This window comes from Dactylosporangium sp. NPDC049742 (genome assembly GCF_040674675.1).
GTDB classification, from domain to species: domain Bacteria; phylum Actinomycetota; class Actinomycetes; order Mycobacteriales; family Micromonosporaceae; genus Dactylosporangium; species Dactylosporangium maewongense.
The window spans coordinates 58991-80417 of record NZ_JBFANF010000063.1 but is presented as its reverse complement, the minus strand read 5'-3'; the positions used below and the strand labels follow the sequence as shown (position 1 = coordinate 80417).

Annotated in this window: 27 protein-coding genes and 1 pseudogene; 15 read left to right on the top strand and 13 right to left on the bottom strand. The window is 71.7% G+C overall.

The window, feature by feature from the left end:
• Window positions 1-706 (bottom strand): RICIN domain-containing protein (locus AB0J72_RS46880; RefSeq protein ID WP_363412174.1); only part of this gene is annotated, 706 nt, incomplete at its 3' end.
• A 202-nt stretch (window positions 707-908) separates the two neighbouring features.
• On the opposite strand from AB0J72_RS46880, the gene AB0J72_RS46875 reads away from it, so the two are divergent.
• The 6 genes from AB0J72_RS46875 to AB0J72_RS46850 all read left to right on the top strand — a co-directional run bounded on the left by AB0J72_RS46875 (window position 909) and on the right by AB0J72_RS46850 (window position 4967).
• Complete coding sequence (locus AB0J72_RS46875) at window positions 909-1460, top strand: DUF4240 domain-containing protein (RefSeq protein WP_363412178.1); 552 nt, start codon at window positions 909-911, stop codon at window positions 1458-1460.
• On the top strand, window positions 1457-2035 hold the full coding sequence (locus tag AB0J72_RS46870) for a DUF4240 domain-containing protein (protein ID WP_363412172.1): 579 nt from the start codon (window positions 1457-1459) through the stop codon (window positions 2033-2035). The genes AB0J72_RS46875 and AB0J72_RS46870 overlap by 4 nt, the downstream gene beginning before the upstream one ends.
• Window positions 2032-2613: a DUF4240 domain-containing protein gene (locus AB0J72_RS46865; protein ID WP_363412170.1), complete on the top strand. Its 582-nt coding sequence runs from the start codon at window positions 2032-2034 to the stop codon at window positions 2611-2613. Before AB0J72_RS46870 ends, AB0J72_RS46865 begins: the two co-directional genes overlap by 4 nt.
• Window positions 2610-3185: a DUF4240 domain-containing protein gene (locus AB0J72_RS46860; protein WP_363412168.1), complete on the top strand. Its 576-nt coding sequence runs from the start codon at window positions 2610-2612 to the stop codon at window positions 3183-3185. Before AB0J72_RS46865 ends, AB0J72_RS46860 begins: the two co-directional genes overlap by 4 nt.
• On the top strand, window positions 3182-4021 hold the full coding sequence (locus AB0J72_RS46855) for a YwqG family protein (protein ID WP_363412166.1): 840 nt from the start codon (window positions 3182-3184) through the stop codon (window positions 4019-4021). Before AB0J72_RS46860 ends, AB0J72_RS46855 begins: the two co-directional genes overlap by 4 nt.
• Before the next feature lie 61 nt (window positions 4022-4082).
• Window positions 4083-4967 carry a YwqG family protein gene (locus tag AB0J72_RS46850; RefSeq protein ID WP_363412164.1) on the top strand — a complete coding sequence of 295 codons (885 nt, stop codon included), beginning with the start codon at window positions 4083-4085 and terminating at the stop codon, window positions 4965-4967.
• A gap of 233 nt (window positions 4968-5200) precedes the next feature.
• Here AB0J72_RS46850 and AB0J72_RS46845 read toward each other — a convergent pair whose 3' ends face one another.
• The 9 genes from AB0J72_RS46845 to AB0J72_RS46805 all read right to left on the bottom strand — a co-directional run bounded on the left by AB0J72_RS46845 (window position 5201) and on the right by AB0J72_RS46805 (window position 13505).
• On the bottom strand, window positions 5201-5710 hold the full coding sequence (locus tag AB0J72_RS46845) for a cellulose binding domain-containing protein (RefSeq protein WP_363412162.1): 510 nt from the start codon (window positions 5708-5710) through the stop codon (window positions 5201-5203).
• A 125-nt stretch (window positions 5711-5835) separates the two neighbouring features.
• Window positions 5836-6633 carry a helix-turn-helix transcriptional regulator gene (locus AB0J72_RS46840; protein ID WP_363412160.1) on the bottom strand — a complete coding sequence of 266 codons (798 nt, stop codon included), beginning with the start codon at window positions 6631-6633 and terminating at the stop codon, window positions 5836-5838.
• Window positions 6617-6943, bottom strand: coding sequence for a hypothetical protein (locus tag AB0J72_RS46835; protein WP_363412158.1), 327 nt, complete (start codon window positions 6941-6943; stop codon window positions 6617-6619). Before AB0J72_RS46835 ends, AB0J72_RS46840 begins: the two co-directional genes overlap by 17 nt.
• A 789-nt stretch (window positions 6944-7732) precedes the next feature.
• Window positions 7733-8764 (bottom strand): hypothetical protein, encoded by a 1032-nt coding sequence (locus AB0J72_RS46830; protein WP_363412156.1) that lies wholly within the window; start codon window positions 8762-8764, stop codon window positions 7733-7735.
• A gap of 234 nt (window positions 8765-8998) precedes the next feature.
• Complete coding sequence (locus tag AB0J72_RS46825; protein WP_363412154.1) at window positions 8999-9811, bottom strand: hypothetical protein; 813 nt, start codon at window positions 9809-9811, stop codon at window positions 8999-9001.
• Between the two features lie 155 nt (window positions 9812-9966).
• Window positions 9967-10968, bottom strand: a complete 1002-nt coding sequence (locus AB0J72_RS46820) for a hypothetical protein (RefSeq protein WP_363412152.1) — start codon at window positions 10966-10968, stop codon at window positions 9967-9969.
• Window positions 10969-11375: 407 nt separating this feature from the next.
• Complete coding sequence (locus AB0J72_RS46815; RefSeq protein ID WP_363412150.1) at window positions 11376-12695, bottom strand: sulfatase-like hydrolase/transferase; 1320 nt, start codon at window positions 12693-12695, stop codon at window positions 11376-11378.
• Window positions 12696-12749: 54 nt separating this feature from the next.
• On the bottom strand, window positions 12750-13169 hold the full coding sequence (locus tag AB0J72_RS46810) for a hypothetical protein (protein WP_363412148.1): 420 nt from the start codon (window positions 13167-13169) through the stop codon (window positions 12750-12752).
• 9 nt (window positions 13170-13178) lie between these two features.
• Entirely contained in the window at window positions 13179-13505 is a 327-nt protein-coding gene (locus tag AB0J72_RS46805) for a hypothetical protein (RefSeq protein WP_363412146.1), read from the bottom strand.
• Between the two features lie 131 nt (window positions 13506-13636).
• On the opposite strand from AB0J72_RS46805, the pseudogene AB0J72_RS46800 reads away from it, so the two are divergent.
• The 3 genes and pseudogenes from AB0J72_RS46800 to AB0J72_RS46790 form a co-directional block, all read left to right on the top strand.
• Window positions 13637-14233, top strand: a pseudogene (locus AB0J72_RS46800) (MFS transporter); the annotation flags it as partial.
• Window positions 14234-14358: 125 nt separating this feature from the next.
• Window positions 14359-15030: an MFS transporter gene (locus tag AB0J72_RS46795; protein WP_363412144.1), complete on the top strand. Its 672-nt coding sequence runs from the start codon at window positions 14359-14361 to the stop codon at window positions 15028-15030.
• Window positions 15027-16004, top strand: a complete 978-nt coding sequence (locus tag AB0J72_RS46790) for a sigma-70 family RNA polymerase sigma factor (protein WP_363412142.1) — start codon at window positions 15027-15029, stop codon at window positions 16002-16004. Before AB0J72_RS46795 ends, AB0J72_RS46790 begins: the two co-directional genes overlap by 4 nt.
• Before the next feature lie 3 nt (window positions 16005-16007).
• On the opposite strand, the gene AB0J72_RS46785 is transcribed toward AB0J72_RS46790, so the two are convergent.
• The gene (locus AB0J72_RS46785) at window positions 16008-16265 is read right to left on the bottom strand and encodes a YciI family protein (protein ID WP_344512740.1); all 258 of its coding nucleotides are present in this window, start codon (window positions 16263-16265) and stop codon (window positions 16008-16010) included.
• Between the two features lie 25 nt (window positions 16266-16290).
• On the bottom strand, window positions 16291-16578 hold the full coding sequence (locus AB0J72_RS46780) for a hypothetical protein (RefSeq protein WP_363412139.1): 288 nt from the start codon (window positions 16576-16578) through the stop codon (window positions 16291-16293).
• 51 nt (window positions 16579-16629) lie between these two features.
• On the opposite strand from AB0J72_RS46780, the gene AB0J72_RS46775 reads away from it, so the two are divergent.
• On the top strand, window positions 16630-17271 hold the full coding sequence (locus tag AB0J72_RS46775; RefSeq protein WP_363412137.1) for a class I SAM-dependent methyltransferase: 642 nt from the start codon (window positions 16630-16632) through the stop codon (window positions 17269-17271).
• Window positions 17272-17281: 10 nt separating this feature from the next.
• The gene (locus AB0J72_RS46770; RefSeq protein ID WP_363412135.1) at window positions 17282-17698 is read left to right on the top strand and encodes a hypothetical protein; all 417 of its coding nucleotides are present in this window, start codon (window positions 17282-17284) and stop codon (window positions 17696-17698) included.
• Between the two features lie 497 nt (window positions 17699-18195).
• Here AB0J72_RS46770 and AB0J72_RS46765 read toward each other — a convergent pair whose 3' ends face one another.
• Window positions 18196-19083: a GNAT family N-acetyltransferase gene (locus tag AB0J72_RS46765; protein ID WP_363412133.1), complete on the bottom strand. Its 888-nt coding sequence runs from the start codon at window positions 19081-19083 to the stop codon at window positions 18196-18198.
• Window positions 19084-19100: 17 nt separating this feature from the next.
• Between AB0J72_RS46765 and AB0J72_RS46760 the strand changes: the two genes are divergently transcribed.
• From AB0J72_RS46760 to AB0J72_RS46745, 4 genes are all read left to right on the top strand, one after another.
• Window positions 19101-19949 carry an ATP-grasp domain-containing protein gene (locus tag AB0J72_RS46760; RefSeq protein WP_363412131.1) on the top strand — a complete coding sequence of 283 codons (849 nt, stop codon included), beginning with the start codon at window positions 19101-19103 and terminating at the stop codon, window positions 19947-19949.
• An 80-nt stretch (window positions 19950-20029) separates the two neighbouring features.
• Complete coding sequence (locus tag AB0J72_RS46755) at window positions 20030-20575, top strand: carboxymuconolactone decarboxylase family protein (protein ID WP_363412129.1); 546 nt, start codon at window positions 20030-20032, stop codon at window positions 20573-20575.
• Window positions 20572-20799, top strand: a complete 228-nt coding sequence (locus tag AB0J72_RS46750; protein ID WP_363412127.1) for a hypothetical protein — start codon at window positions 20572-20574, stop codon at window positions 20797-20799. The genes AB0J72_RS46755 and AB0J72_RS46750 overlap by 4 nt, the downstream gene beginning before the upstream one ends.
• A 9-nt stretch (window positions 20800-20808) precedes the next feature.
• Window positions 20809-21378 carry a helix-turn-helix domain-containing protein gene (locus tag AB0J72_RS46745; RefSeq protein ID WP_363412125.1) on the top strand — a complete coding sequence of 190 codons (570 nt, stop codon included), beginning with the start codon at window positions 20809-20811 and terminating at the stop codon, window positions 21376-21378.
• Window positions 21379-21427 lie beyond the last annotated feature (49 nt).

The window sequence follows — 21427 nt, the reverse complement described above, 5'->3', positions numbered from 1 at the left end:
TGGCCAGCTCGAACATCGGGTCCTGGCTCTCGCTCTGCCCACCGTCGCCGATGCAGCAGTACCGCTTCATCCCGCCGTCGAGCGTGCCCGACACCTTGATGGTGCTGTTGACGCTCGCGTCGCCCGACTTCGTCGGCCAACTGGTGCTGGGGTTGGTATTTGTGGGCGTGGTCGTGCCCGCCACCACCAGGCGCCACTGCTGGTTGGCGCCGTTGAGGTCGGTGAACTGGGAGATCCGCGCGCCGTTGGCGGTCGACCACTCCCAGACCTCGAGGGCCTTGCCGCTGTGCCGGTTGATGAGCTGGATGTTGTCGCCGATGTTCTGCACGGAGAACTGCTGGTTGTTGCCGCTGCTGATCGGCCACTGGCGGTACTCCGCGCCGTCGGCGGTGTTCCACTCCCACAGGTCGACGGCCTTGCCGCTGTGCCGGGCGACGATCCGCCACCAGCCGGTGCCGGCCGACTCGAACCGGAACTGCTGGCACTGGCAGCCGTTGCTGCTGTACTGGGTGACCGTGGCGCCGTCCGCGGTCGACGCGCCCGTGACCTCCATGACCTTGCCACTGTTGACGTTCACCAGGTTGTACCAGGTGCCTTGCACGATCGTCGCCGCGTCCGCGGACCGCACGGCGACGGTCGTCACCGCCGCCACCACGGTCAGCACGACCGCACTGAGCAGCCAGCGTCTGTGTCTCTGCCTTGCCACGTTGGGGAACCTCCGATCGGTGCCTTGGTTCGGGTCGCGAGGAAAGCGCTTTCCTCGGTGGCGGACCGTATCGGCGTCGTTCGTACTTGTCAACGTCGATGTGAGCGCTCACTTCGCCCGGTCCTCGTCAACGGCGGCGCCGTGAAAGGAGGCTGTGAAAACTGTCGTACCCCGCGGGCATGATGTGCGCATGAGCGGTGGGGTGGGGATTCGGGACGTGTGGGAGCTTGTCGACGAGGCACGGGCGGACCTGGGCGGTTCGCCGTCCGCCGACGACGTCGCGGCGGCGATGGTGCGGTTGCTCAGTTCCCGTCCGGCGGCCGGCATCGCCGCGTTCGACCGGCCCTTCGACGAGCTGATGGCGGTGTCCTACCGGGCGGACCTGTGGGCCGCCGCGTACATCATCAACGGCGGCGCGTCCGGTGACGGGTTCGACTATTTCCGCGGCTGGCTCGTGGCGCAGGGCAGGGAATGGTTCGAGTGCGCCCTCGCCCACCCCGACAGCCTGGCCGCCCATCCCGCGGTGGCCGCGGCCGCGGACGGGGGCGGAGACCTCGACGGCGAGCCGGTCCTGTATGTCGTGATGGACGCCTATCGCGACGCCACCGGCGAGGAGGACGTGCCGCCCTATCCCGACACGGTCTGGATCCCCGACCTCGACCCGGACTGGAATTTTGACTACGACGACGAGGCCGAGATGCGTCGCCGCCTCCCGGCGCTCGTGGCGCTCTTCGACGGTGAGGTGGAGCGGTGAGCACCGCTGAGGTGTCGCCCTTGTCGCCGGGCGTGGATGACGTGTGGCGCCTGATCTCCGAGGCGCGGGCGGACCTGGGCGGGTCGCCGTCCGCCGTCGACGTGGCGGCGGCGGTGGTGCGACTGCTGCGCGGCCGGTCGCCCGCCGACATCGCCGCGTTCGACTGGCCCTTCGAGGAGCTGGTGGCGCTGTCCTACCGGGCGGATCTGTGGGCCGCCGCGTGCATCATCAACGACGGCGCGTCCGATGACGTCTTCGACTACTTCCGCGGCTGGCTCGTGGCGCAGGGCAGGGACTGGTTCGAGCGTGCCCTCGCCGACCCCGACAGCCTGGCCACCCATCCCGAGGTGATCGCGGTGAGGGCCGGGGTCGGTGACCTGTTCGGCGATGACGTCCTGTGTGTCGTGATGGACGCCTATCGCGCCGTGACAGGGGAGGACATGCCCCGCCATTCCGTCACGGCGTGGGTCCCCGACCTCGACCCTGACTGGAATTTCGACTACAACGACGAGGCCGAGATGCGTCGCCGCCTCCCGGCGCTGATGGCGCTCCTCGACGGTGAGGTGGAGCAGTGAGCACCGCTGAGGTGTCGCCCTTGTCGCCGGGCGTGGATGACGTGTGGCGCCTGATCTCCACGGCGCGGGCGGACCTTGGCGGGTCGCCGTCGTCGGACGACGTTGCGGCGGCGGTGGTGCGATTGCTGCGCAGCCGACCGGCCGCCGACATCGCCGCGTTCGAGCAGCCGCTGTGGGATCTCCTCGCGGTGTCGTACCGGGCAGATCTGTGGGCCGCCGCGTACCTCATCAACGGCGGCGCGTCCGACGACGGGTTCGACTACTTCCGCGGCTGGCTCATCGGGCAGGGGCGGGAGACGTTCGAGCGGGCGCTGGCCGACCCCGACAGCCTCGCCACGCACCCGGCGGTCGTCGCCGCGGCGGCCGAGGGGGAGGACCTCGAGGGCGAGGACATGCTCGGCGTCGTCTGGGACGCGCACCGCGCCGCGACGGGCGGCGTCGATCTGCCCGCCGGCTCCTGCGCCATCCGCTACCCCGACCTCGACCCGGACTGGGAGTTCGACTTCGACGACGAGGCCGAGATGCGTCGCCGCCTGCCGCGGCTCATGGCGCTCTACGACGGCGAGGAGGAGCGGTGAGCCGGACCGAGGCGCCACCACCGGGCGCGGAGGACGTGTGGCGGCTGGTCGACGAGGCGCGGGCGGGCCTGGGTGGGTCGCCGTCCGCCGACGACGTCGCGGCGGCGATGGTGCGGCTGCTCGGCGCGCGGCCGCCGGCCGTGATCGCGGCGTTCGACCGGCCGTTCGACGAGCTGGTGGCGGAGTCCTACCGGGCCGGGCTGTGGGCCGCCGCCTACGTCATCAACGGTGGCGCGTCCGACGACGGGTTCGAGTACTTCCGGGGATGGCTGATCACGCAGGGCAGGGAGACGTTCGAGCGGGCGGTCGCCGACCCCGACAGCCTCGCGGCGCACCCCGCGGTCGTCGCGGCGGCCGCCGAGTGCGACGAGCTCGAGTGCGAGGACGTGCTGGCTGTCGTCTGGCAGGCGTACCGGGACCGGACCGGCGGCGACGAGCTCCCAGCCCGCGACTTCACCATCCGCCACCCCGACCTCGACCCGGACTGGGAGTTCGACTTCGACGACGAGGCCGAGATGCGGCGCCGCCTGCCGCGGCTCATGGCGCTGTACGACGAGGAAGAGGACACGTGAGCGAGCTTCGGGGAGAGGTCGGCGGGGACGAGGCGCTCTGGGGTGTTCTCGCGCCGCACGTGCTGCCGTCGGTCCGGCTGACCGGCGGCGGGGCGTGTGCGCCGGATTCGCGGGGCACGCGGCTCGGCGGGGAGGCGCTCGCCGGTGACGGGTTCGTCTGGCCGCGGACCGACGGCGGCAGAGCGCTGACGGTGATCGCCCAGCTGGACTGCGACGAGATCAACGCGACGCTCGGCGGCGGTGGCGGTCCGGGCGTGTTGCCGGCCGGGGCGCTGCTGACGTTCTTCTACGACGCGGTCGAGATGGAGGGCTGGGGCTACGACCCCGGCCACCGGCAGCACTGGCGGGTGGTCGTGTCCGACGCCGCGACGGCGCGGCCGGTGGTGGCGCCGGAGGGGACGGAAGCGTTCGGTGCGGTGGCGTGCGTGCCCCGGCGGGTGCTGACGATCCCCGACCGGTGGGAGCCGGCCGTGGAGCGGCTGCGCGAGCACGGTCGCGGCGCGGTGAGCCGGTTGTACGACCGCGTCGGGGTGAAGGACGAGGCGCCCAGGCATCGGGTGTTCGGCTGGCCCGAGCTGGTGCAGGGCCCGATGCAGCTGGAGTGCCAGCTCGCCGCCGACGGCATCTCCGTCGGAGGGCCCGAGGGCTACGACGACCCGCGCGTGGAGGGGCTCCGCGAGGGCGCCGCCGACTGGGTGCTGCTCCTGCAGATCGACTCCGACGACGCCGCCGGCTGGATGTGGGGCGACGTCGGCACGTTGTATTACTGGATTCGCTCCCAGGACCTTGCCGCCGGCGACTTCACCCGCATCTGGGGGATCGGCCAGTGCTGCTGAGCCGCCCCTCGTGCGCCCGATCCAGCCGGCGGCCCGGCCGCGGCCGGCGACCGGGGCGGGCATGACCGAGGTCCGTGACGGTGTCGATGGCGGCGGCGACGAGGCGTTGTGGGCGGCGGTGATGGCGCATGCGCTGCCGTCGGTCCGCCTGACACACAGCCGGGCACACGGCCTGGTGCACGGATCCGCGCACGGTTCGGTGCACAGCGCGGCGTGCGGTTCAGTGCACGGTTCGGCGGGCGGTTCGGCGGGCGGTTCGGCGGGCGGTTCGGCGCGCGGCTCGGCGCGCGGCTCGGCGGGCGGCTCGGCGCGCGGGGAGGGGTTCCGGGGCACGCGGCTCGGTGGGGTCGCGCTCGGGGACGAGCGGTTCGTCTGGCCGCGGACGGATGGCGGGCGGGCGCTGTCGCTCGTCGTGCAGCTGGACTGCGACCGGGTCAACGAGGCCCTCGGGCTGGAAACGTTGCCGGTGGGGATGCTGCTGGCGTTCTTCTACGACGCCGTGGAGATGGGCGGGTGGGAGAACGACCCGAGCGACCCGCAGTGGTGGCGGGTCGTCGCGGTCGACGCGGGGAGCGCGGTGCCGGTGGCGGCGCCGGAGGGAGCCGCGACCTTTCCGGCGGTGGCCTGCACGGGCCGGCGGGTGCTCACGATCCCGGACGAGTCGGAGGCGGTCGTCCAGCCGTTGTGGGAGCGGCAGCCCGCCGGGATGGATGCGCTGTGCGGGAAGGTGGAGGCGCCGATGCACCGTGTCTTCGGCTGGCCGGAGTTCATCCAGGACCCGGCACGGCCGGGGGACGGTGACTGGTTGCTGCTGCTGCAGGTGGACTCCGACAACGTCACGGGGTGGATGTGGGGTGACGTCGGCCGGCTGTACTACTGGATCCGCCGGCAGGACCTGGTCGCCGGGGAGTTCGGGCGGGTCAGGGGCATCGTGCAGTGCCACTGAACGGAGGGCCGAGGGCGCGCGGCGGCGGTGGCGCGCGCCCCGGGAGCGACGGTCAGGAGCCGGGCGGCGGCGGGGGCGGCGGGTCGACGGCGATGCCGACCTGGGCGCGGGTGGAGAAGTTGCCGGCACCGTCGAAGGCGCGGACGGCGACGAAGTAGGTGCCGTAGCCGGTGTAGGGGACGTAGGCGGTGGTGTTGCCGACGAGGCTGATGACCGTGCCGTTGAGGGCGACCTCATAGCCGGCGACGAACTGGTTGTCGGTCGAGGCGGGACCAGGTGAGCACGTACGTGCTGGCCTGCGCGGTGCCGCGCAGGTTGGTCGGGGTCGAGGGCGGGCGGACGTCGCGCGACGGTGGGCGGCCGTCGCACGGGGCGGCGTTGAGCAGGCAGCCCTGCGGCGTGCCCTGACCGGCGGCGACCCAGCCGAAGTTGGTCGACGCGCCCGGGGCGAGGCTCGCGTTCCACGACGCGCCGACGGCGACGTAGTGGCTGCCGGAGTGGGTCACCGTGGCGTCCCACGAGCTGCCGATGCTCGTGCCGGCGGGCAGGTCGAACTCGACCCGCCAGGTCAGGGCGGTCGTGCCGCCGTTGGTGACGGTCATGCGGCCCACGTAGCCCGCGGGCCACGTGCTGTCCTGGGAGAACGCGGCCGTCGGGACGGTGGCGGCACCGGCGGCCACCGGGTTGAGCGTGATCGCGAGAATGCCGGCCACGACGGCCGCCCTCGCTAAGAATCGACTCATGCAAATGTATGCTACGCGGTTGGCGCAATCTTCCTGGGAGCAGTGGGTGGTGGCGTCCCGTGTGCCTCAATGAGTCAGGTGCCCACCTTCCAGCAGAGGGTGGGCACCTGGTTCGCGGCGGCGACTCAGGCCACGGGCGGGCCTTCCTCGGACTTCCGTTGATTCCTCCATGGAAACAGCACGTTGATGAAGCTCGCGCGGCGGTGGGAGCCACCCCGCTGCGTGCTGCGGGAGGCAGACATCGTTGGTTCCAGCCGCTGGACCGCATTGCTGTTCGTGGCAGGCTCGTCGATCGTCAGCATCCGCAACGCTGCTTGTGCCCGTTTGTACTGGTTCGTCAGGCGGCGGAGCACATGGATCCAGTTCTCCACCTCGGTCGGCTGGAGACCGCACACCGTCAGGTACAGCTCGACAAACTCCGGACGAAGCATCAGCTTGCCCGTCACCATGTCGGACGCGGTGCTCTTGCTGAGCCGGCCCAGTGACCGCTCCTCCAGTTGGCGCAACGTCAACCGCTGCTCACGCCGAAGGGCCGACAGCGCCTCGCGGTAACCCTCGAGGTCTGTCACGTAGGTCAGGAGACGCTCGGCCGACGGATGCGGGTTGATGACCGTGATTCCTGACCAGGGTGCGTCGCCGGTCGGCCGAATCTGTCGGTTGATCGCCTCCCAGTTCTGCTTCCAGCGCCGCATCTCCTGGTCCGAGACATTGCAGGCGGTCAGGAACGCCCTCGTAAGGTCCCACGTCGGGAGGCGGCGACCGGCCGCCGCCTGGGACAGGGCGGCGGGCGAGTAGCGGGCGACCGCGGCCATCGTCCGGTAGGTCGGCCTGCCTGCCGATTCCCGCCGCTCACGCAGGTCGAATGCAAACTTCTCGATGGGTCCCGCAGTCGGGTCGATCGGTGTTTCAGGCCGTCCGGGCATCGGTGCCTCCCTTCGTCTCCGGGCTCTGCACGGCCACGGTGGATGCAGGCGGGGCGGCGACGGACGGGCTGTCCGATTCGTCGTCGTCATCCCGGACGAAGGTGAGTAGGCGGCGGACGACGTCGCCCGCCAGGGTGATGGCTGCGGTGCCGGCAGCAATGGACAGTGTGGTCAGGCCCGTCCGTCCCGCCACGATGGCGAAGACGAACAGCAAGACCATGACGAAGACGACAAAGACGAGGACGGTGCCGCTCGACGGCCGGCCCTTGAAGGGCCGGCCGCCGGCGCCACGACGCTGACGCGTGGGCATTGGTGCCTCTCAGTTGGAGATCAGGTAAGGCCTGACCGACACGTGGATTTGGCGAGCCGTCGCCTGCGCTGTGGTGCCGGTGGGTTGGCGCCCACCCGCGAAGCTCAGGCGTACGGGGTGGCCGATCAGCGATTCGGTCGCGCGGATCACCCGAAGGTGATTCACGGGGGGATCGTTCCGCAAGAGAGATCAGCCGACTCGTATTCTGCCCCACCTGGAAGGGTGATGGCAGCTGACGTTGACCTGTGAAGAGCCTGCAAGAGGGCGTGCTGACTTGTTTATCTGACCGGGGTCTGACCGTTCAGCGGCGGTTGTTTACATTCCCGGACAGGGATTGTTCACATCGAGGCCGGAAAGCGTTGCCGGACAGTCGCTAAACAAGTTTGATGGTGGAGGCGGCACCCTGCGATGTATGGGCTGACCCGACTCGCTGCCGCTTACCTTGGTGTCTCTCTATGACACGTGGTGGTCGCCAGGGTGACGGGGGCCGCACGTATGGCGCGTAGCGGCCCCCGCAATTTCCCAGATCAGCCCGACTGGCGACACACGGTCGCAGTGATTGTTTTCAATTACTTCTGAACTTAGGGCTGCTTCAGGTCTGCCGCAGGGCTGGTTGTCGTCGCGAAGCCCTCGTTCTTTCGAGCGCTTTGTCGGATAGCGCCGCTCTGGTTACCTTCCGTAGCCGTGATGTTTTTGCATTCCGTGTGCGTCAAGTCAAGGTGTCGGGTCGCGAATGGTCAGACCCGGCACTCGTCGGTCACGAGCGCCGCCGCCCAGTCAACGCTTTGGTCAGAACACCTGTTCTACAGTGACCCAAAGTATCATCACGGTGACGATCAGGACGCCGAGCACGAGCATCGCCCGGTTCAGCCCCGACGACCTTGAGAACGGCAACGGGTCCTCGGCCGGCTCCGGCGACAAGCGCAGCAACTCGTTGGGCTTCAGGCCCATCGGTAGCAGGCTCGAAGCTGCGGGACCCAGTGAAGTGGTGCCCGATCCGCCCGGGACCGTGACCGACGTTCGCGGTGTCTCCTGATGACGGGCCAACTGGCGCGGCACATTGGCGGAGGTCGAGATCAGTGCGAACTCCGGCGTCCGTCGCGAGGTGCGCCGTCGGGTTGCTGCCGGACCTTGCCGTTGACGGCGATGGTGCAAGGCCGCCATCTTGGAGCGCAGCAGCACGATCGTGGCCCGATCGGCGGTCTGCTGCTCGAGCAGGTCGGTGATCCTACGGGTGGCCTCCGTGAGCTGTTCGGAGAGCAATGCCTTCGTAACAATAGGCGCACGCATGGCGGCGGCAGGTTTGCCCACGCCGGCGACCTTGTTCGGCACTGCCGCTTTGCTGGGGGAGCCGGTCCGTCCGGCGGGTGTGGTGTCGGCGCGGTCCGTGGTGCTGGCCAGCCTGCGTCCCTGCCGGGCCGCCTCGTCGGCCAGGCGCGTGAAGTGCTGCCGGAGCGTCGCACGCTCCTTGTCGTCCTTGATGTAGATCCGCAGCACGTCGGCGATCATCCATGGCTGCGGTCCGAGTCGGCCTGTGAAGGCCGCCCTGCACTTCTTGGCGAGTTCGCGGGATTTCCATGCACCATATCGATCCGGTAGCTGCTGCTTGAGCAGTTTGGCGTGGCGCTGGAAGGTGCCATTCCAGCCGTGTGCGGCGATGATTGGTTCGCGCACGGCGATGATGAGCTCGGCCACGGCGGGCCGGTCGGCGTACAACTCGCGGATGAACCCATCGGACTTGAGCTCGCCATGCTTGCCCCGAGGGCTGGACGGGCTCGAGTCCGGCTCAGGCGCATACGTCGGTTCGTTGACGGCGGCCATCCTGCAAACCCTCCACCACAGAGCGACCTGGAGCCGGCGAGCGGCGCAGCGGCGTCGAACTCTGATGCAACGATCAAATCCTGGCGAGCGCGACTACGCTCCGTGGCGAATTGGCCCACCGCTGCTGTGCTCAGCGGAGCTCGTGGCAACTGAGCGGCGTCAGCGGTATAGCTTCATCTGCCGGATCACCCAAAGTGGGTGATTCGGTCTGTTCATACCCCCGTCGCCGACAGATTACCTGGTGTCCGGTCTTGTTGGGCGACGCGCGCGAGAACCTGGGACGCGCCGGCGGTGCGCGGTGGACGTGTAGAGGGCGTGCGGATCGGCGGCGAGGCGGCAGACGGCGGCTAGTTCCAGCGCCACCGACGTGTGCTCACGGTAGGCCCGGCTCTCGGCGACGGCGCCGCACGCGTTCAAATGGATGATGGAGTTCGCGTATTTCGTGAGCTTGACCTCGGCCATCGTCCGCCCGATGGCTGCCCGCGACGGTAGCCAGGAGACCGGTGGGGGTCCGGTCAATGTCCAGGCAATGACCAGTTCGCGCTGCTCAACGAGTTCATTCAGGGTGGCGTCCCGTACGGCGGCAGTCAGGACCGATGCCGCCCACCTGTCACGGACAGTCGGCAACCCGACAATCGGGTAGCCCGCCGTCGACTCTGATCGCTCGAGGGCGTCACGGGTCATCGACAACACAAGGCGCTCGTGGTCATCCGGGAAGAGCGACACCAGGCGCAGCCGCATCTCGGTCAACACCGTGGTGACCGGGCGCAGGGACGCGCGTGTGATGACGCGGGCCTCGATGCAGATCCACGCCGCGCAGCAGACCAGAAGCCCGACCAGCACGGCCGGCATCGACTGCAGCCCGATGGCGCCGATCAGCATTAGGCCGGCACCGAACACGGCGAGGGTGACGAAACGCCCGATCCAGCCGCGTTGGATGCTCTTCCGCGTGATCGCAAGGATGAGGCCGGGCAGGCTGACAAGCCAGAGGGCAAGGCCGATGGCGAAGAGTGTATGTAGCAGCATCGATAGAGTCGTGGCCGCCATAGGCTCACGGTAGTCGCACCGGAGCTACGTAGCGACGATCGATGGCCGTATTGTCTCGACGTGCGACCGCAATTGACGACGAACCGTTCGCTGCGGTTGACGGAGTGGTGGCCATCGCTCGACGAACGGTCAGGGATCGCGGCGGCCACCGCCACTCAGCCGTCGTCGTGTTCCCTCTGTGCATCGACGGCGGCGCGGTCATGGGTGTCGGCGCGCTGTGCGGGAGCTGGTGGCCTGGTCATCGAGTCGACGCCGTCAGGGCGCTCCCATCGTCGTCGCATCCATCGCCAGCTGGCCAGCGCACGCAGCCGGGCCAGCCATCGCGTCCCGCGCTCCGGCTTGACCTCCTCGGTCATCGGAATGCCGGCCTCTGCGTCCGCCGCTGGCTCCTCGGCCTGTTCCTGGACGGCTGTGGCCCGCTGCCAGGCAAGCGTCCACGCTTTGTGATGGGGATGAAACGTCTGGTCCTCGAAGACGCCGGCGCCGCACGCGTGCAGGATCTGGGCATACACCCGATCGGTGAGCGGCAGTCGGCCGGTCAGGGAGTCCAGCGCTTCGCGTTCCATGAGATAGGTAGGCACCCCTACCCGGTGTACGTCCCACGTGCGCGCGGACAGGTTCCACCCAAGGGTCATGATCAGGTCGTTGAGGGCGCTGACGACCTCCGGCAGCGACTTCGCGTTCGCCACCGCCTCGGGCACGGCGGGGCCCGGAATCGACGCATCTGGCGCGGCGGCGCGGGACCTGTCAGGGGTTGCCGGGTCGTCCGCTGTGTCGCCGGCACTGTCGGACCTGGGTGCAGTGCGCTTGCGGGTCAGCTCGTAGTTGCGTTCCCTGATGGCCAATGCCTGCGTCAGGATGTCGTCGTCTGGGTCGACCTCGAATGCTGCGGCGTGCGGCCGCATTTCGGCCGCCAGGTCGATCCCGTGCTGGGATGCGTACCGGAGCACCGTGGCGACATAGAGCTTGACCGACTCGGGCAGGATGACCCGGACCCCCGAGGCGTGCTGCGACAGCGCGTTCTGCTTGACTCCGGCGATCTGTTCGAGCTTCCGGTAGGACGGGCTGCCCACGGCGCGGCGCAGCAGGCGCAGGTACTCGGCGATGAGCTTCCCGGCTGCGTCCTGCGGAATTTCCTTCTCGTGCTTGTTGGGCATCAGCGTGCCCGCCGATCACCGCCGGGAGCCTGTCCTTGCCGTCTGCTCACCATGCCTGACGACGCCGCCCGTGCTCCTGCCGTCGTCTGGACGGGAATGCCGGCAGAACGCGTTGGAGCGAGCACGGGCGGCCTCACAACGATTGGGTGCCGACGCGTCCCTGATGAGGCAGGTGCGGGCACGGTTGAACTCGGGCGGCAGTGCGCGCCCGGCGCGGGCTGATCGGCCCGGGTCGAGCGCGCTAACACGATCCTGCCATTACTGACGCCCAGTCACGGCCATTTCACCCATCGGCGCGGCCGGATATTTTCGGGATGAGTTCAGGCCTGGTTTGTACTGATCTTCGCGACCCAGCAAACCGATCATCGCCTATGTCCAGTTTCGACGTATTGAACGAACGTTCGGCCTCAGGGGCAGTCGCGGCCCGCGCAGGTCCGCTGTTGCGCGAGGGTGGCGGCGAGCGCGGGGCGGGTCGAGCCGTCGTGGAGCAGGTTGGTCAGCTGCCATGGGTCGCGGGCCAGGTCGTAGTACTCGCGGTCGGTGACGGTGAACGCGTCGTCGTAGATCTCCGTGTACCGGTAGCGCCCCGGCACCACCGTCGACGCCCACGACGGGATGCCCGCACCGTTGGCCGGGTCCCGCCAGTACTCCGTGAGCAGCGCCCGCCGGTCGCCGGGTGCCAGCAGGTCGCGCCCGTCCACCTGGAGCGACGGGGTGAGACCGGCGGCGGCGAGCGCCGTCGGGGTGATGTCGAGGTTCGCGGCCAGCCGGCGGTCGCTGCCGGCGGGGACGTGCCCCGGCCACGAGATCAGCAGCGGGACGCGCTCGGCCTGCAGGTACGGCATGAACTTCTCCGGCAGCCCGTGCTCGCCGAACAGCTTGCCGTTGTCCGACAGCAGGATGACGAGCGTGCCGTCCAGCTCGCCGTCGGCCTTCAGGCGGCGCCGGATCGGCTCGAGCGCGTCGTCGACGGAGCGCAGCGTCCGCAGCATCGCCTGGCGTTCGAGGGCGCCCTCCTCCTGGGTGCGGTTGAAGCGGCGCACGTACGCGGGCTTGTCGCCGCGGTCGGTCTCGCGGGTCGCGGGGTTGCCGGTCCACGGGTAGCTCACGCCGGCATAGCGCGGCTCCGGCACCTGCGGCGCGTGCGGGGCGGTGAAGCCGGCGTAGATGAACCACGGTTGCCGGTCGTCGCGCTCGTACCGGTCGACGTAGCGGCCGACCTGGTCGCCGATGAACGTGGTGGCGTAGGGCGCGCGGGTCTTCAGCCCGTCGACGACGAAGTCCGCGCCGGTGTACCCGCCGCCGGTCAGCGCCCAGTCGTCGAAGTGTGGCGGCCGTCGCGCGATGTCCCAGGCGTTGAAGAGCTTGCCGACCGCGGCCGTGCGGTACCCGGCGGCGTGCAGCTCGTGCTGCAGCGACCGGTCGTGGTCGAACCGGCCGACCTCACCCTGCTGCGTGACGCCGTGGTTGTGCGCGTAGCGGCCGGACAGGATCGTCGCCCGGCTCGGGCAGCAGCTCGGCGTGCTGACCATCGCGTTCGGGTACTCCCGCCCGTGGTCCCGCAGCCACGCCAGCGCCTTCGGCATCGCGAACGTCTGCCCGGTCCGCGCGTCGTCCATGAGCAGCAGCAACACGTTCGGCGGACCCGGCGGCGCCGCAGCCCGTACATCATGGGCGGGCGCGACCAGACCGGCCGCCGCCACCACCGCCACAGCCCACGTCGCCACCCGCGCCGCACACTCCAGGTATCCGCTCCAACACGCTGTGCTACAAGGTAGCCGCTACGGGACGGCGGGGTGGTATTCCCCGTGATACATGCCGAGGAAGGGCGCGACCAGCAGCGCGGCCTGCGTGGCGAGGAACCAGGCGACGGCGAGGGCGGGCACCGCCAGCAACGCGAGCGCCGGCGCCGTCCGGGCGGCGGCGACGACCCGGTCGAGCCGCGGCGAGTCGACCCCGGCCGCCGCCACCAGCACGAGCAGCACGGCCGCCGCGCCGAACAGCAGGGACAGCGCCGCTCCGGCGTACTGTGCCAGCCACGCGAACCCGTTGTGCAGCCAGCCGAGATCCAGCGGCGCGTCCACGCCGTCGAGCCGCGCGCCGCGCCACCACCCGGGCCCGTACTTCGCCAGCAGGAAGTACGTGACGGCGGCGACGGCCGACAGCACCGTCGCGCCTCGACCGGACTCCCGCGCCGCCATCGCCACACGTTACCGCCGGACGGTGCCTCCGGACGGGTCGCTGTGCACCAGGTGCACGAAGGGATGCGAACCGAGCGGGGTGGCGTCCTCACGGACGGGCGCGGCGGCCAGCCGGTCGCTCAGTCCCCGCTGGAACTCCTGGAACGCGGGCAGCTCCGGCAGGCCCTCACCGTCGACGACATGGACGAACGTGACGCCGTCGGCGAAGCGGAGCGCGGTGTAGCGCAGCCCCGGCGGGGCCACGGTCGCCAGCTCCGCGAAGACCGCCTCGATCAGGCGCTGGTTCTCGTCGGCGGCCTCGGGCGTCGTGCGGTAGCGGATCACTGCTGCGGTCATCGCGACCTCCTCGTCGTGCGGTTGCGTCACTGGTACTGACCGGGCCGGCACCCGGAAATCATCGGCGCGATGAGTTCCGGGCGCGGCGGTTGTCAGTACCAGCGACGGCAACCGCATCTGGAGGAACCTTCGTGGACAGTCTTTCGGTCAGCACGGCACGGGCCACCGCGGCGCAGCGGTGGGTGCTCGGCCTGACGTCGATCGGGTCGGTGGTGGTCGCGCTCGACGTGCTCGTCGTCGCGGCGGCGCTGACCACCATCAGGCGCGACCTGGGCGCGTCGGTCGAGCAGCTCGAATGGACGGTGAACGCCTACAGCCTCAGCTTCGCGATGCTCATGCTCACCGCGGCGGCGCTCGGCGACCGGTGGGGCAGGCGGCGCACGTACGCGGGCGGCCTCGCGCTCTTCACCCTCGCCTCCGCCGCGTGCGCGCTGTCGACGTCGACGGCGGCGCTGATCGCGGCGCGGGCCGTGCAGGGCGTCGCCGCCGCCGTCGTGATGCCCCTGGCGATGAGCCTGCTCGGCGCCGCGTTCCCGCCGCACCGGCGCGGGTGGGCGATCGGCGTGTTCAGCGGGCTGACCGGCCTGGCGGTGCTGAGCGGCCCGGTGATCGGCGGTGCCGTGACCGAAGGGCTCGCCTGGCAGTGGATCTTCTGGATCAACGTGCCGGTCGGCGCCGTGGCGGTCCCGCTGGTCCTGCGGCGGATCCCGGAGAGCACCGGACCGGCGCGGCGGCTCGACCCGGCCGGTGCGGTGCTGAGCACCCTCGCCGTCCTGGGCATCGTCTGGGGTGTCGTGCGCGGCGCGGACGGCGGCTGGGCACCGGCTCGCTCGCCGCCGGGGGCGTGCTGCTGGTGGCGTTCCTGGTCTGGCAGGCGCGGGCGGCCGAGCCGATGCTCCCGCCGGCGTTCTTCCGGTCGCGGGCGTTCTCGGCCGGCAACGCCGCGGGGTTCCTGCTCACCGCGGCGCTGTTCGGGGCCGTGTTCCTCCTCGCGCAGTTCATGCAGGCGGCGTTCGGCTCCGGCCCGCTGCTCGCCGGGCTGCGGCTGCTGCCGTGGACGGCCACCCTGTTCCTGGTGGCGCCGGTCGCCGGGCGGCTCGCCGACCGCGTCGGGGAGCGGCCGCTGATCGTGACCGGTCTCGCGCTGCAGGCGGCCGGCCTGTTCTGGGTCAGCCGGGCCGGCGCGGGCACCGTCCAGTACACCGACCTCGTGGCGCCGCTCGTCGTCGCCGGGTGCGGGGTGTCGATGGCGATGCCGGCCACGCAGAGCGCCACCATCGGCGCGCTGCCACCCGGGGCGGTCGGGGTCGCGTCCGGCGTGTACAGCATGATGCGCCAGCTCGGCGGGGTCGTCGGCGTCGCCGCGGTGGCCGCCGTGTTCGCCTCCGCCGGGTTCGGCCGGGCGCTCGCGATGTGCGGCGTACTGTCGCTGCTGGGGGCGCTCGCCGGGCTCTTCGTCCGGCGCGAAGCTGCGGCCTCAGCGGTGGCGGCTCGGGCGGACGCCGGTGTGCGGGAGGCGGTATGAGCAACGTCGGTCTGGACCTCGAGGACGAGTTCGCGGTGCACCGCGGCGAGCTGGTCGCGCACTGCTACCGGATGCTCGGCTCGCCGCACGACGCCGAGGACGCCGTGCAGGAGACGTACCTGCGGGCGTGGCGCGGCTTCGCCGAGTTCGAGCGGCGCTCGTCGGTGCGGACCTGGCTCTTCCGGATCGCGACCCGCGTCTGCCTCAACGCGCTGCAGCACAGCAGCCGCCGCCTGGTCCCGTCGGCGCTCGGCGCGCCCGGGACCGACCCCGGCGACCTGCTGCCGCGGGCGCTGGAGACCGCGTGGCTGGAGCCGTTCCCCGACCAGCTGCTCGGCCTCGACCCGGCGGCGGCGGACCCGGCGGCCGTCGTCGGCACCCGGCAGAGCCTGCGGCTGGCACTGGTCGCGGCCCTGCAGCACCTGCCGCCCCGGCAGCGGGCCGTGCTGATCTTGCGCGACGTGCTCACCTGGCCGGCGGCCGACGTCGCGGGCCTGCTCGACACGACCACGGCCGCGGTCAACAGCTCGCTGCAGCGGGCCCGCGCCGAGCTGACCCGGCTCGCGCCCGCCGAGGACGAGCTCAGCGAGCCGGACGAGCCCGTGCGCCGCGCCCTGCTCGACGCGTACGCCCGCGCCTTCGAGACGGCGGACCTCGAGGCCCTCGAAGGGCTGCTGACCCAGGACGTCCGCTGGGAGATGCCGCCGATCCCGACCTGGTTCGCCGGCCGCGGCGACGTCCTGCGCCTGCTCACCGCGAAGATGGCCCGGGGCGACGGCAACCGGATCATCGAGCCGGTCGCGGCGAACGGTCAGCCGGGTTTCGCATGGTACGTGCGAGGCCGCGACGGCGTGTTCCACGCGCACTCGATCCAGGTGCTGACCGTGACCAAGGCGGGCGTGTCCGCGGTCCTGGACTTCCACCGCGCCGACCTGTTCCCCGCCTTCGGCCTGCCCATCGACCGCTCGTGCTGACGGTCAGCGGAACAGTGGGACCCACTCCTGGCGGCGCACGATCGTCACGCCCGGCGCGCGGTAGTACGGATCGTCGTCGATGATCGCCTCGAACTCCTCGGCGGTCACGTCGAAGAGCAGCAGCGCGCCGGTCTCGTCCGAGTACGGCCCGGCCATCACCACCCGCCCGGCCTCGTGCAACACCCGCAGCCGCTCCCGGTGCGCGGGCCGCACCGCCAGCCGGTCGGGACTCCCGTCGAAGGCAAGCTCAAGCAGGTACACGCGGCCATCGTAGGGGAGGGCCCGCTCATCCTTCGGGGGAGGTGGCGCGGACCTGCCGGAACGCGTCCAGCCACTGGCGCACCTGCCCGTCGGGGTGCAGGTACGGGCCGTCCGGGACGATCCGCGTGCCGATGCCGGACAGCATCGACAGCGCCAGCCACACCACCTGGTCGGCGGCGACACCCGCGTCGGGGCGCGCGTGCCAGGGCGCCGCCCACGCGGCCACGTCCTCGCGCGACCGGGTGCCGTCCAGCACCGCGACGAAGCACCGTTCGAGCTCCGCCCGGGTCGGCCGCGGCGCCGGCGTCGTCATGCGCCCCAGCGTCGCAGACGGCGTCCACCCCGGGTGGCTAAGGTTCCCTCCGTGGATGCGAAGACCGATGAACTGCGAGCCGCCCACGACGTCCTGGCCGAGATCTACGCCGATGGTCTGGCCGGCGAGCTGGACCGGATGCCGGTCGAGCGGGCGGTGCTCGGCCTGTTCTGCGAGCTGACCCTCGCCGCGGACCTGGGACCCGACGTGGGCGACGTCGGCTGCGGCACCGGCCGGCTCGCCCCCTACCTGTCCGCCCACGGCCTGTCCCCGCACGGCGTCGACCTGTCCCCGGAGATGGTCCGGGTCGCCCGGCGCGACCACCCGGCCTTCCCCTTCGCCGTCGCCGACCTGCGCGACCTGCCGTTCGCCGACGCCTCCCTCGCCGGCGTGGTCTGCTGGTACTCGCTGATCTTCCTCGCCCCCGAGGACCGCGCCCCCGCCTTCGGCGAGCTGTCCCGCGTCGTCAAGCCGGGCGGCCACCTGGTGACGGCCTTCAAGGACGGCGACGGCACCCTCCGCCGCGCCGGCCGCACCGCCGGCGTCGAGTTCGACGCGTACTGGCTCCCCGCCGACGAGATGGACCACCACCTCACCACCGCCGGCTTCACCACGCTCTTCCGCGCCACCCGCCCCGCCGAACAGGGCGAGTCGACCCCCCAGTCCTACCTCCTCGCCCGCCGCGCGGGTTAGCCTGTCGATCATGGCGGAGCGGCCGACGGCGCAGTGGCGGGGGCGTGTCGCGGCGCAGGCCGCCGCGATCGCGGCGGGCACGCTCGACCCGGGCACGGCGTACGCGGCGGAGCTCTTCCCGGAGGACATGCTCGGCCAGACCGACGAGGTGCTGGCGCGCTTCGAGGCGGACGTCGCCGGCCTGGTGCACGCTCGCTGGGAGCCGGCGACGGACACCGAGATCTTCGAGGTCGTCGAACGGACGGTGAAGGCGCTCAACGCGGTCAACGCGCGCTTCGGCGAGGCGGCGTACGAGACCGGCGAGCGGGAGGAGCTCTGCGCATACATCGAGGCCGTGCTGGACGAGGCGGGGATCGATGTGGACGCGTTGGCCGGCCGTCATCGCATGACCCGCCACGAGATCACCGACGAGTGGCGGGAGTGGTGACCGGGCCGGCGCCGGGGACGTGCCAGCCGTAGGCGACCGTCACGTGTTCCAGGACGATGGCGAGCAGCGGGGGCCGTGGCCGGCGGTGTGCCGACATCCTTGATGTTCGGCTTGTTGCCGGGGGTGACCGGGGACCACCGGCACTCGGCGGTGGCGGCCGGCGACGGTGCCGCGGGCGCGGCGACTCGCCTGGCGGCCTGCGGAGAGCTGGTGCAGCCGGCGAGCAGCGACACGACCGCGGTGGCGCACAGCAGACCGCGGACGCCGAGGATCCGCCGCGCACGGCACGACACTGGAAGCGCGTGCAAGGAGGCCTCCCTACCTCAAGGGGTGCCGGCTCCCCCCGCGAGCGGAGCCGGCCGTCGGACGTCAGATCGGGCGGAAGAAGGGCGCGGCCGGCTCGTCGGGGTTGTACACCTCGAACCGGTCGAAGTGGCCGGTGTACTGGTACGGCGTGCCGGCCCAGATCTCGCCGTGGTCGACGTCGATGGCCCAGCTCAGGCGATGGTGATGCCGTAGTTCGCCATGTCGACGACGGGGCGGTAGCCGAGGGCGGCGTAGATCTTGTTCGAGGTGGGGTTGGCCTGGTCGGTGAAGAGACAGACGCGGTCGCCGGTGGACCGGAGGTGGCGGGAGACCTCGGCGACGGCGTTGCTGGCCCAGCCGTGGCCGCGCTGGTCCGGCGGGGTGTAGACGGGGGCGATCCTGACCACGCCGTACGTGGGTGCCGTGGCGCCGACGAGGCTGACCGGCCGGCCGGTGCCGTCGAGCCAGAACCAGAGCAGGCCGTCGTCGATGCGGCGCAGCAGCTCCTGGCGGTCGGGCATGGCGTGCATGCCCGTGCCGCGGGGCCGGCCGGCCTGCTCGTCGGCGTCGCCCATGAACGCGGTGACCCACTCGACGACCAGATCGACGGCGGAGGCGGAGACCGGGGCCAGGCGGCCCGGCGCGGGGCGCGGAGGGACGAGCTCGCCGAGCTCGTGCAGCCGTGTGTGGATGAGGACCTCGGCCCGGCCGCCGGTGAGGCGGGCCAGCTCGGTGGCGCACACCTGCGAGGCGGGCAGCGAACCGTTGACGCCCAGGGTCTCCTCGCCGCGGGCGTGCAGCGCGCGGGCGAGCTCGACCGCGGCGTCCGCCGGCATCGGCAGCAGGTACAGCGGATGCGGCGCCATCGGGGCGGTGCGCATGCCCGCCCCGACCACGGCGCCGGAGGTGTCGCGCGCGACGAGCCACCAGAAGTGCGCGGGCGGGCCGCCGTCGGGCCAGGTGCGGGGCTTGTGCGCGTTCGCGGTCACGACGGTGTTCAGGACGGGGTCGGCGGCCAGGTGGTCCCCGGCCGCGGCGAGGAACTCGGCGGCGTCGGCGGTGAACTCGAGTGTGACCATCCGCGTACGGTATCCAGATGTCGACGATGTTGCTGGTGCCGGCGGATCCGCTGCGCCCCCGCCGACCCGACGGGCACTTCGAGCCGGAGGCCGGTGCCGCCCGCAAGGCCGGCCTGGACGTGGCGGTGGTGGACCACGACGCGTTGAGCACCCCGGACGGTGCGCGGCGAGCCGTGGCCCGCGTCGAGGCGGGCGAACGGCAGGCCGTCTACCGCGGCTGGATGCTGCGCTCCGCGCAGTACGCGGCGTTCGCCGGAGCCCTGCGGGACCGTGGCGTCACGTTGCGGACCAGCGCCGCGCAGTACCGGCAGGCGCACGAGCTCCCCGGCTGGTACGCCGCCCTGGCGGACGTCACCCCGCGCTCGGTGTGGACGGCCGGCGACGAGCGTGAGGCGTTCGAGCGGGCCGCGGGCGACCTCGGCCACGGCGCGGCGGTCCTGCGCGACTACACGAAGTCGATGAAGCACCACTGGCACGAGGCCGCGTTCATCCCCGACCTCGCCGACGCCGCCGCGGCGTGGGCGGTCGCGCTACGGTTCCGGGAGCTGCGCGACGACGAGTTCACCGGCGGGTTCGTGCTGCGGCGGTTCGAGGAGCTGAGCAAGGCGGAGGTCCGCACCTGGTGGGTCGGCGGCGCGTGCAAGCTGGTCGGCCCGCACCCGGACACGCCGCACGACCTGCCGCCCGCGGATCTCGACCTGGCCGCCGTGGCGCCGCTCGTCGCCGCGCTGGGCCTGCCGTTCGTCACGGTCGACCTGGCGCTGCGGTCCGACGGCGTGTGGCGGGTCATCGAGCTCGGCGACGGTCAGGTCAGCGACCGGCCCGGCACCGTCGACCCGGAGGAGTTCGTCGCGGCAGTGGGGTAACCCACGTACCCAAAAACGAGAACGATCGGTACCGTCTCTGACGTGAGATGGAACCGATCGTTCTCGTTTGGAGTGCCGTCATGAACCGTCTTCCGCTCGTCACCCCGCAGACCGCCGACCCCCGGCAGGCGCAACTCCTCGACGACACGCAGCGGCAGCTCGGCAGGGTGCCCAACCTGTACGCGGCGCTCGCCAACGGCCCGCAGGCGCTCGCCGGCTACCTGGCGCTGCGCGACGCCCTCACCCGCGGCGTGCTGCGCGCGAAGGTCCGCGAACAGCTGGCCCTGCTCGTCGCGCAGGAGAACGGCTGCGCCTACTGCGTCGCCGCGCACGTCATGCGGTCGGGCCGGCTCGGCATGACCGACGAGCAGGTCCGCGACACCCGCCTCGGCGAGGACGCCGACCCGCACGTCGCGGCGATCCTGTCGGTCGCCCACACGGTGCTGCACGAGGGCGGCCGGGTCAGCGACGAGCAGCTCGCCGCCGCCCGTGCCGCCGGGGTCACCGACGCCGAGCTGGCGGAGATCGTCGCCCACGTCGCGCTCAACGTGCTCTCCAACGCCTTCAACCACCTCGCGCAGCCCGAGCTGGACTTCCCGCCCGTCGACCTGGAGGTCACCCGATGAGCGTCCTGGGCTCGCTCGTCCGCAACGGCGCCGTGGTACGGGCGGCACTGCTCGCGGCGGTCTCGACCGGCGCACTGGCGGCCGGGCGGCCGCTGCTCGTGCCGTACGCCGTGGCCGGGTACGCCGTGTGGAACGCCACGGCACTCACCCTCGCCGCCGCCCGGTCCGCCGCCGGCGGCGCCCCGTCCGCCGGCGCCGGGCGGCGCGCGACGGTCGCGCGGTAGGGTCGCGTCGTGCCGACCCGCGCCCGTGACCGGCTGCTCGACACCGCCGAGCGGCTCTTCTACGCCGAAGGGATCCGCTCGGTCGGCGTCGACCGGATCGTCGCCGAGTCCGGGGTCGGCCGGGCCTCCATGTACCGGCATTTCCCGGGCAAGGACGACCTCGTCGTCGCCGTGCTGGTCCGCCGCGACGAGGCGTGGCGGGCCTGGCTGCGCGACGCCGTGGACCGCCTCGCGGGCCCGGTCCCGGCGGACCGCGACGACCGGCCCCTCGCCGTCTTCGACGCCCTCGCCGAACGGTTCGCCCGCGACGACTTCCGCGGCTGCGCGTTCATCAACACGATCGTCGAGACCGCCGACCCCGGCAGCGTCGCGCACGAGGTCGCCGACGCGCACAAGAAGGCGGTCACCGCATACGTCGACGGTCTGCTCGCCGCCGCCGGGTACCAACGCCACACCGCCCTCGCCGGCCAGTTCGTGCTGCTCATGGACGGCGCGATCGTCACCGCGCTGCGCGAGCGCACTCCGGCCGCGGCCGGCCTCGCGAGATCGACCGCCGTCGCCCTGCTGCGGACCGGCTAGCGTCGGTGGCGGATGTACGACGCAGCCGTCGGACCACGGCACCACCGGC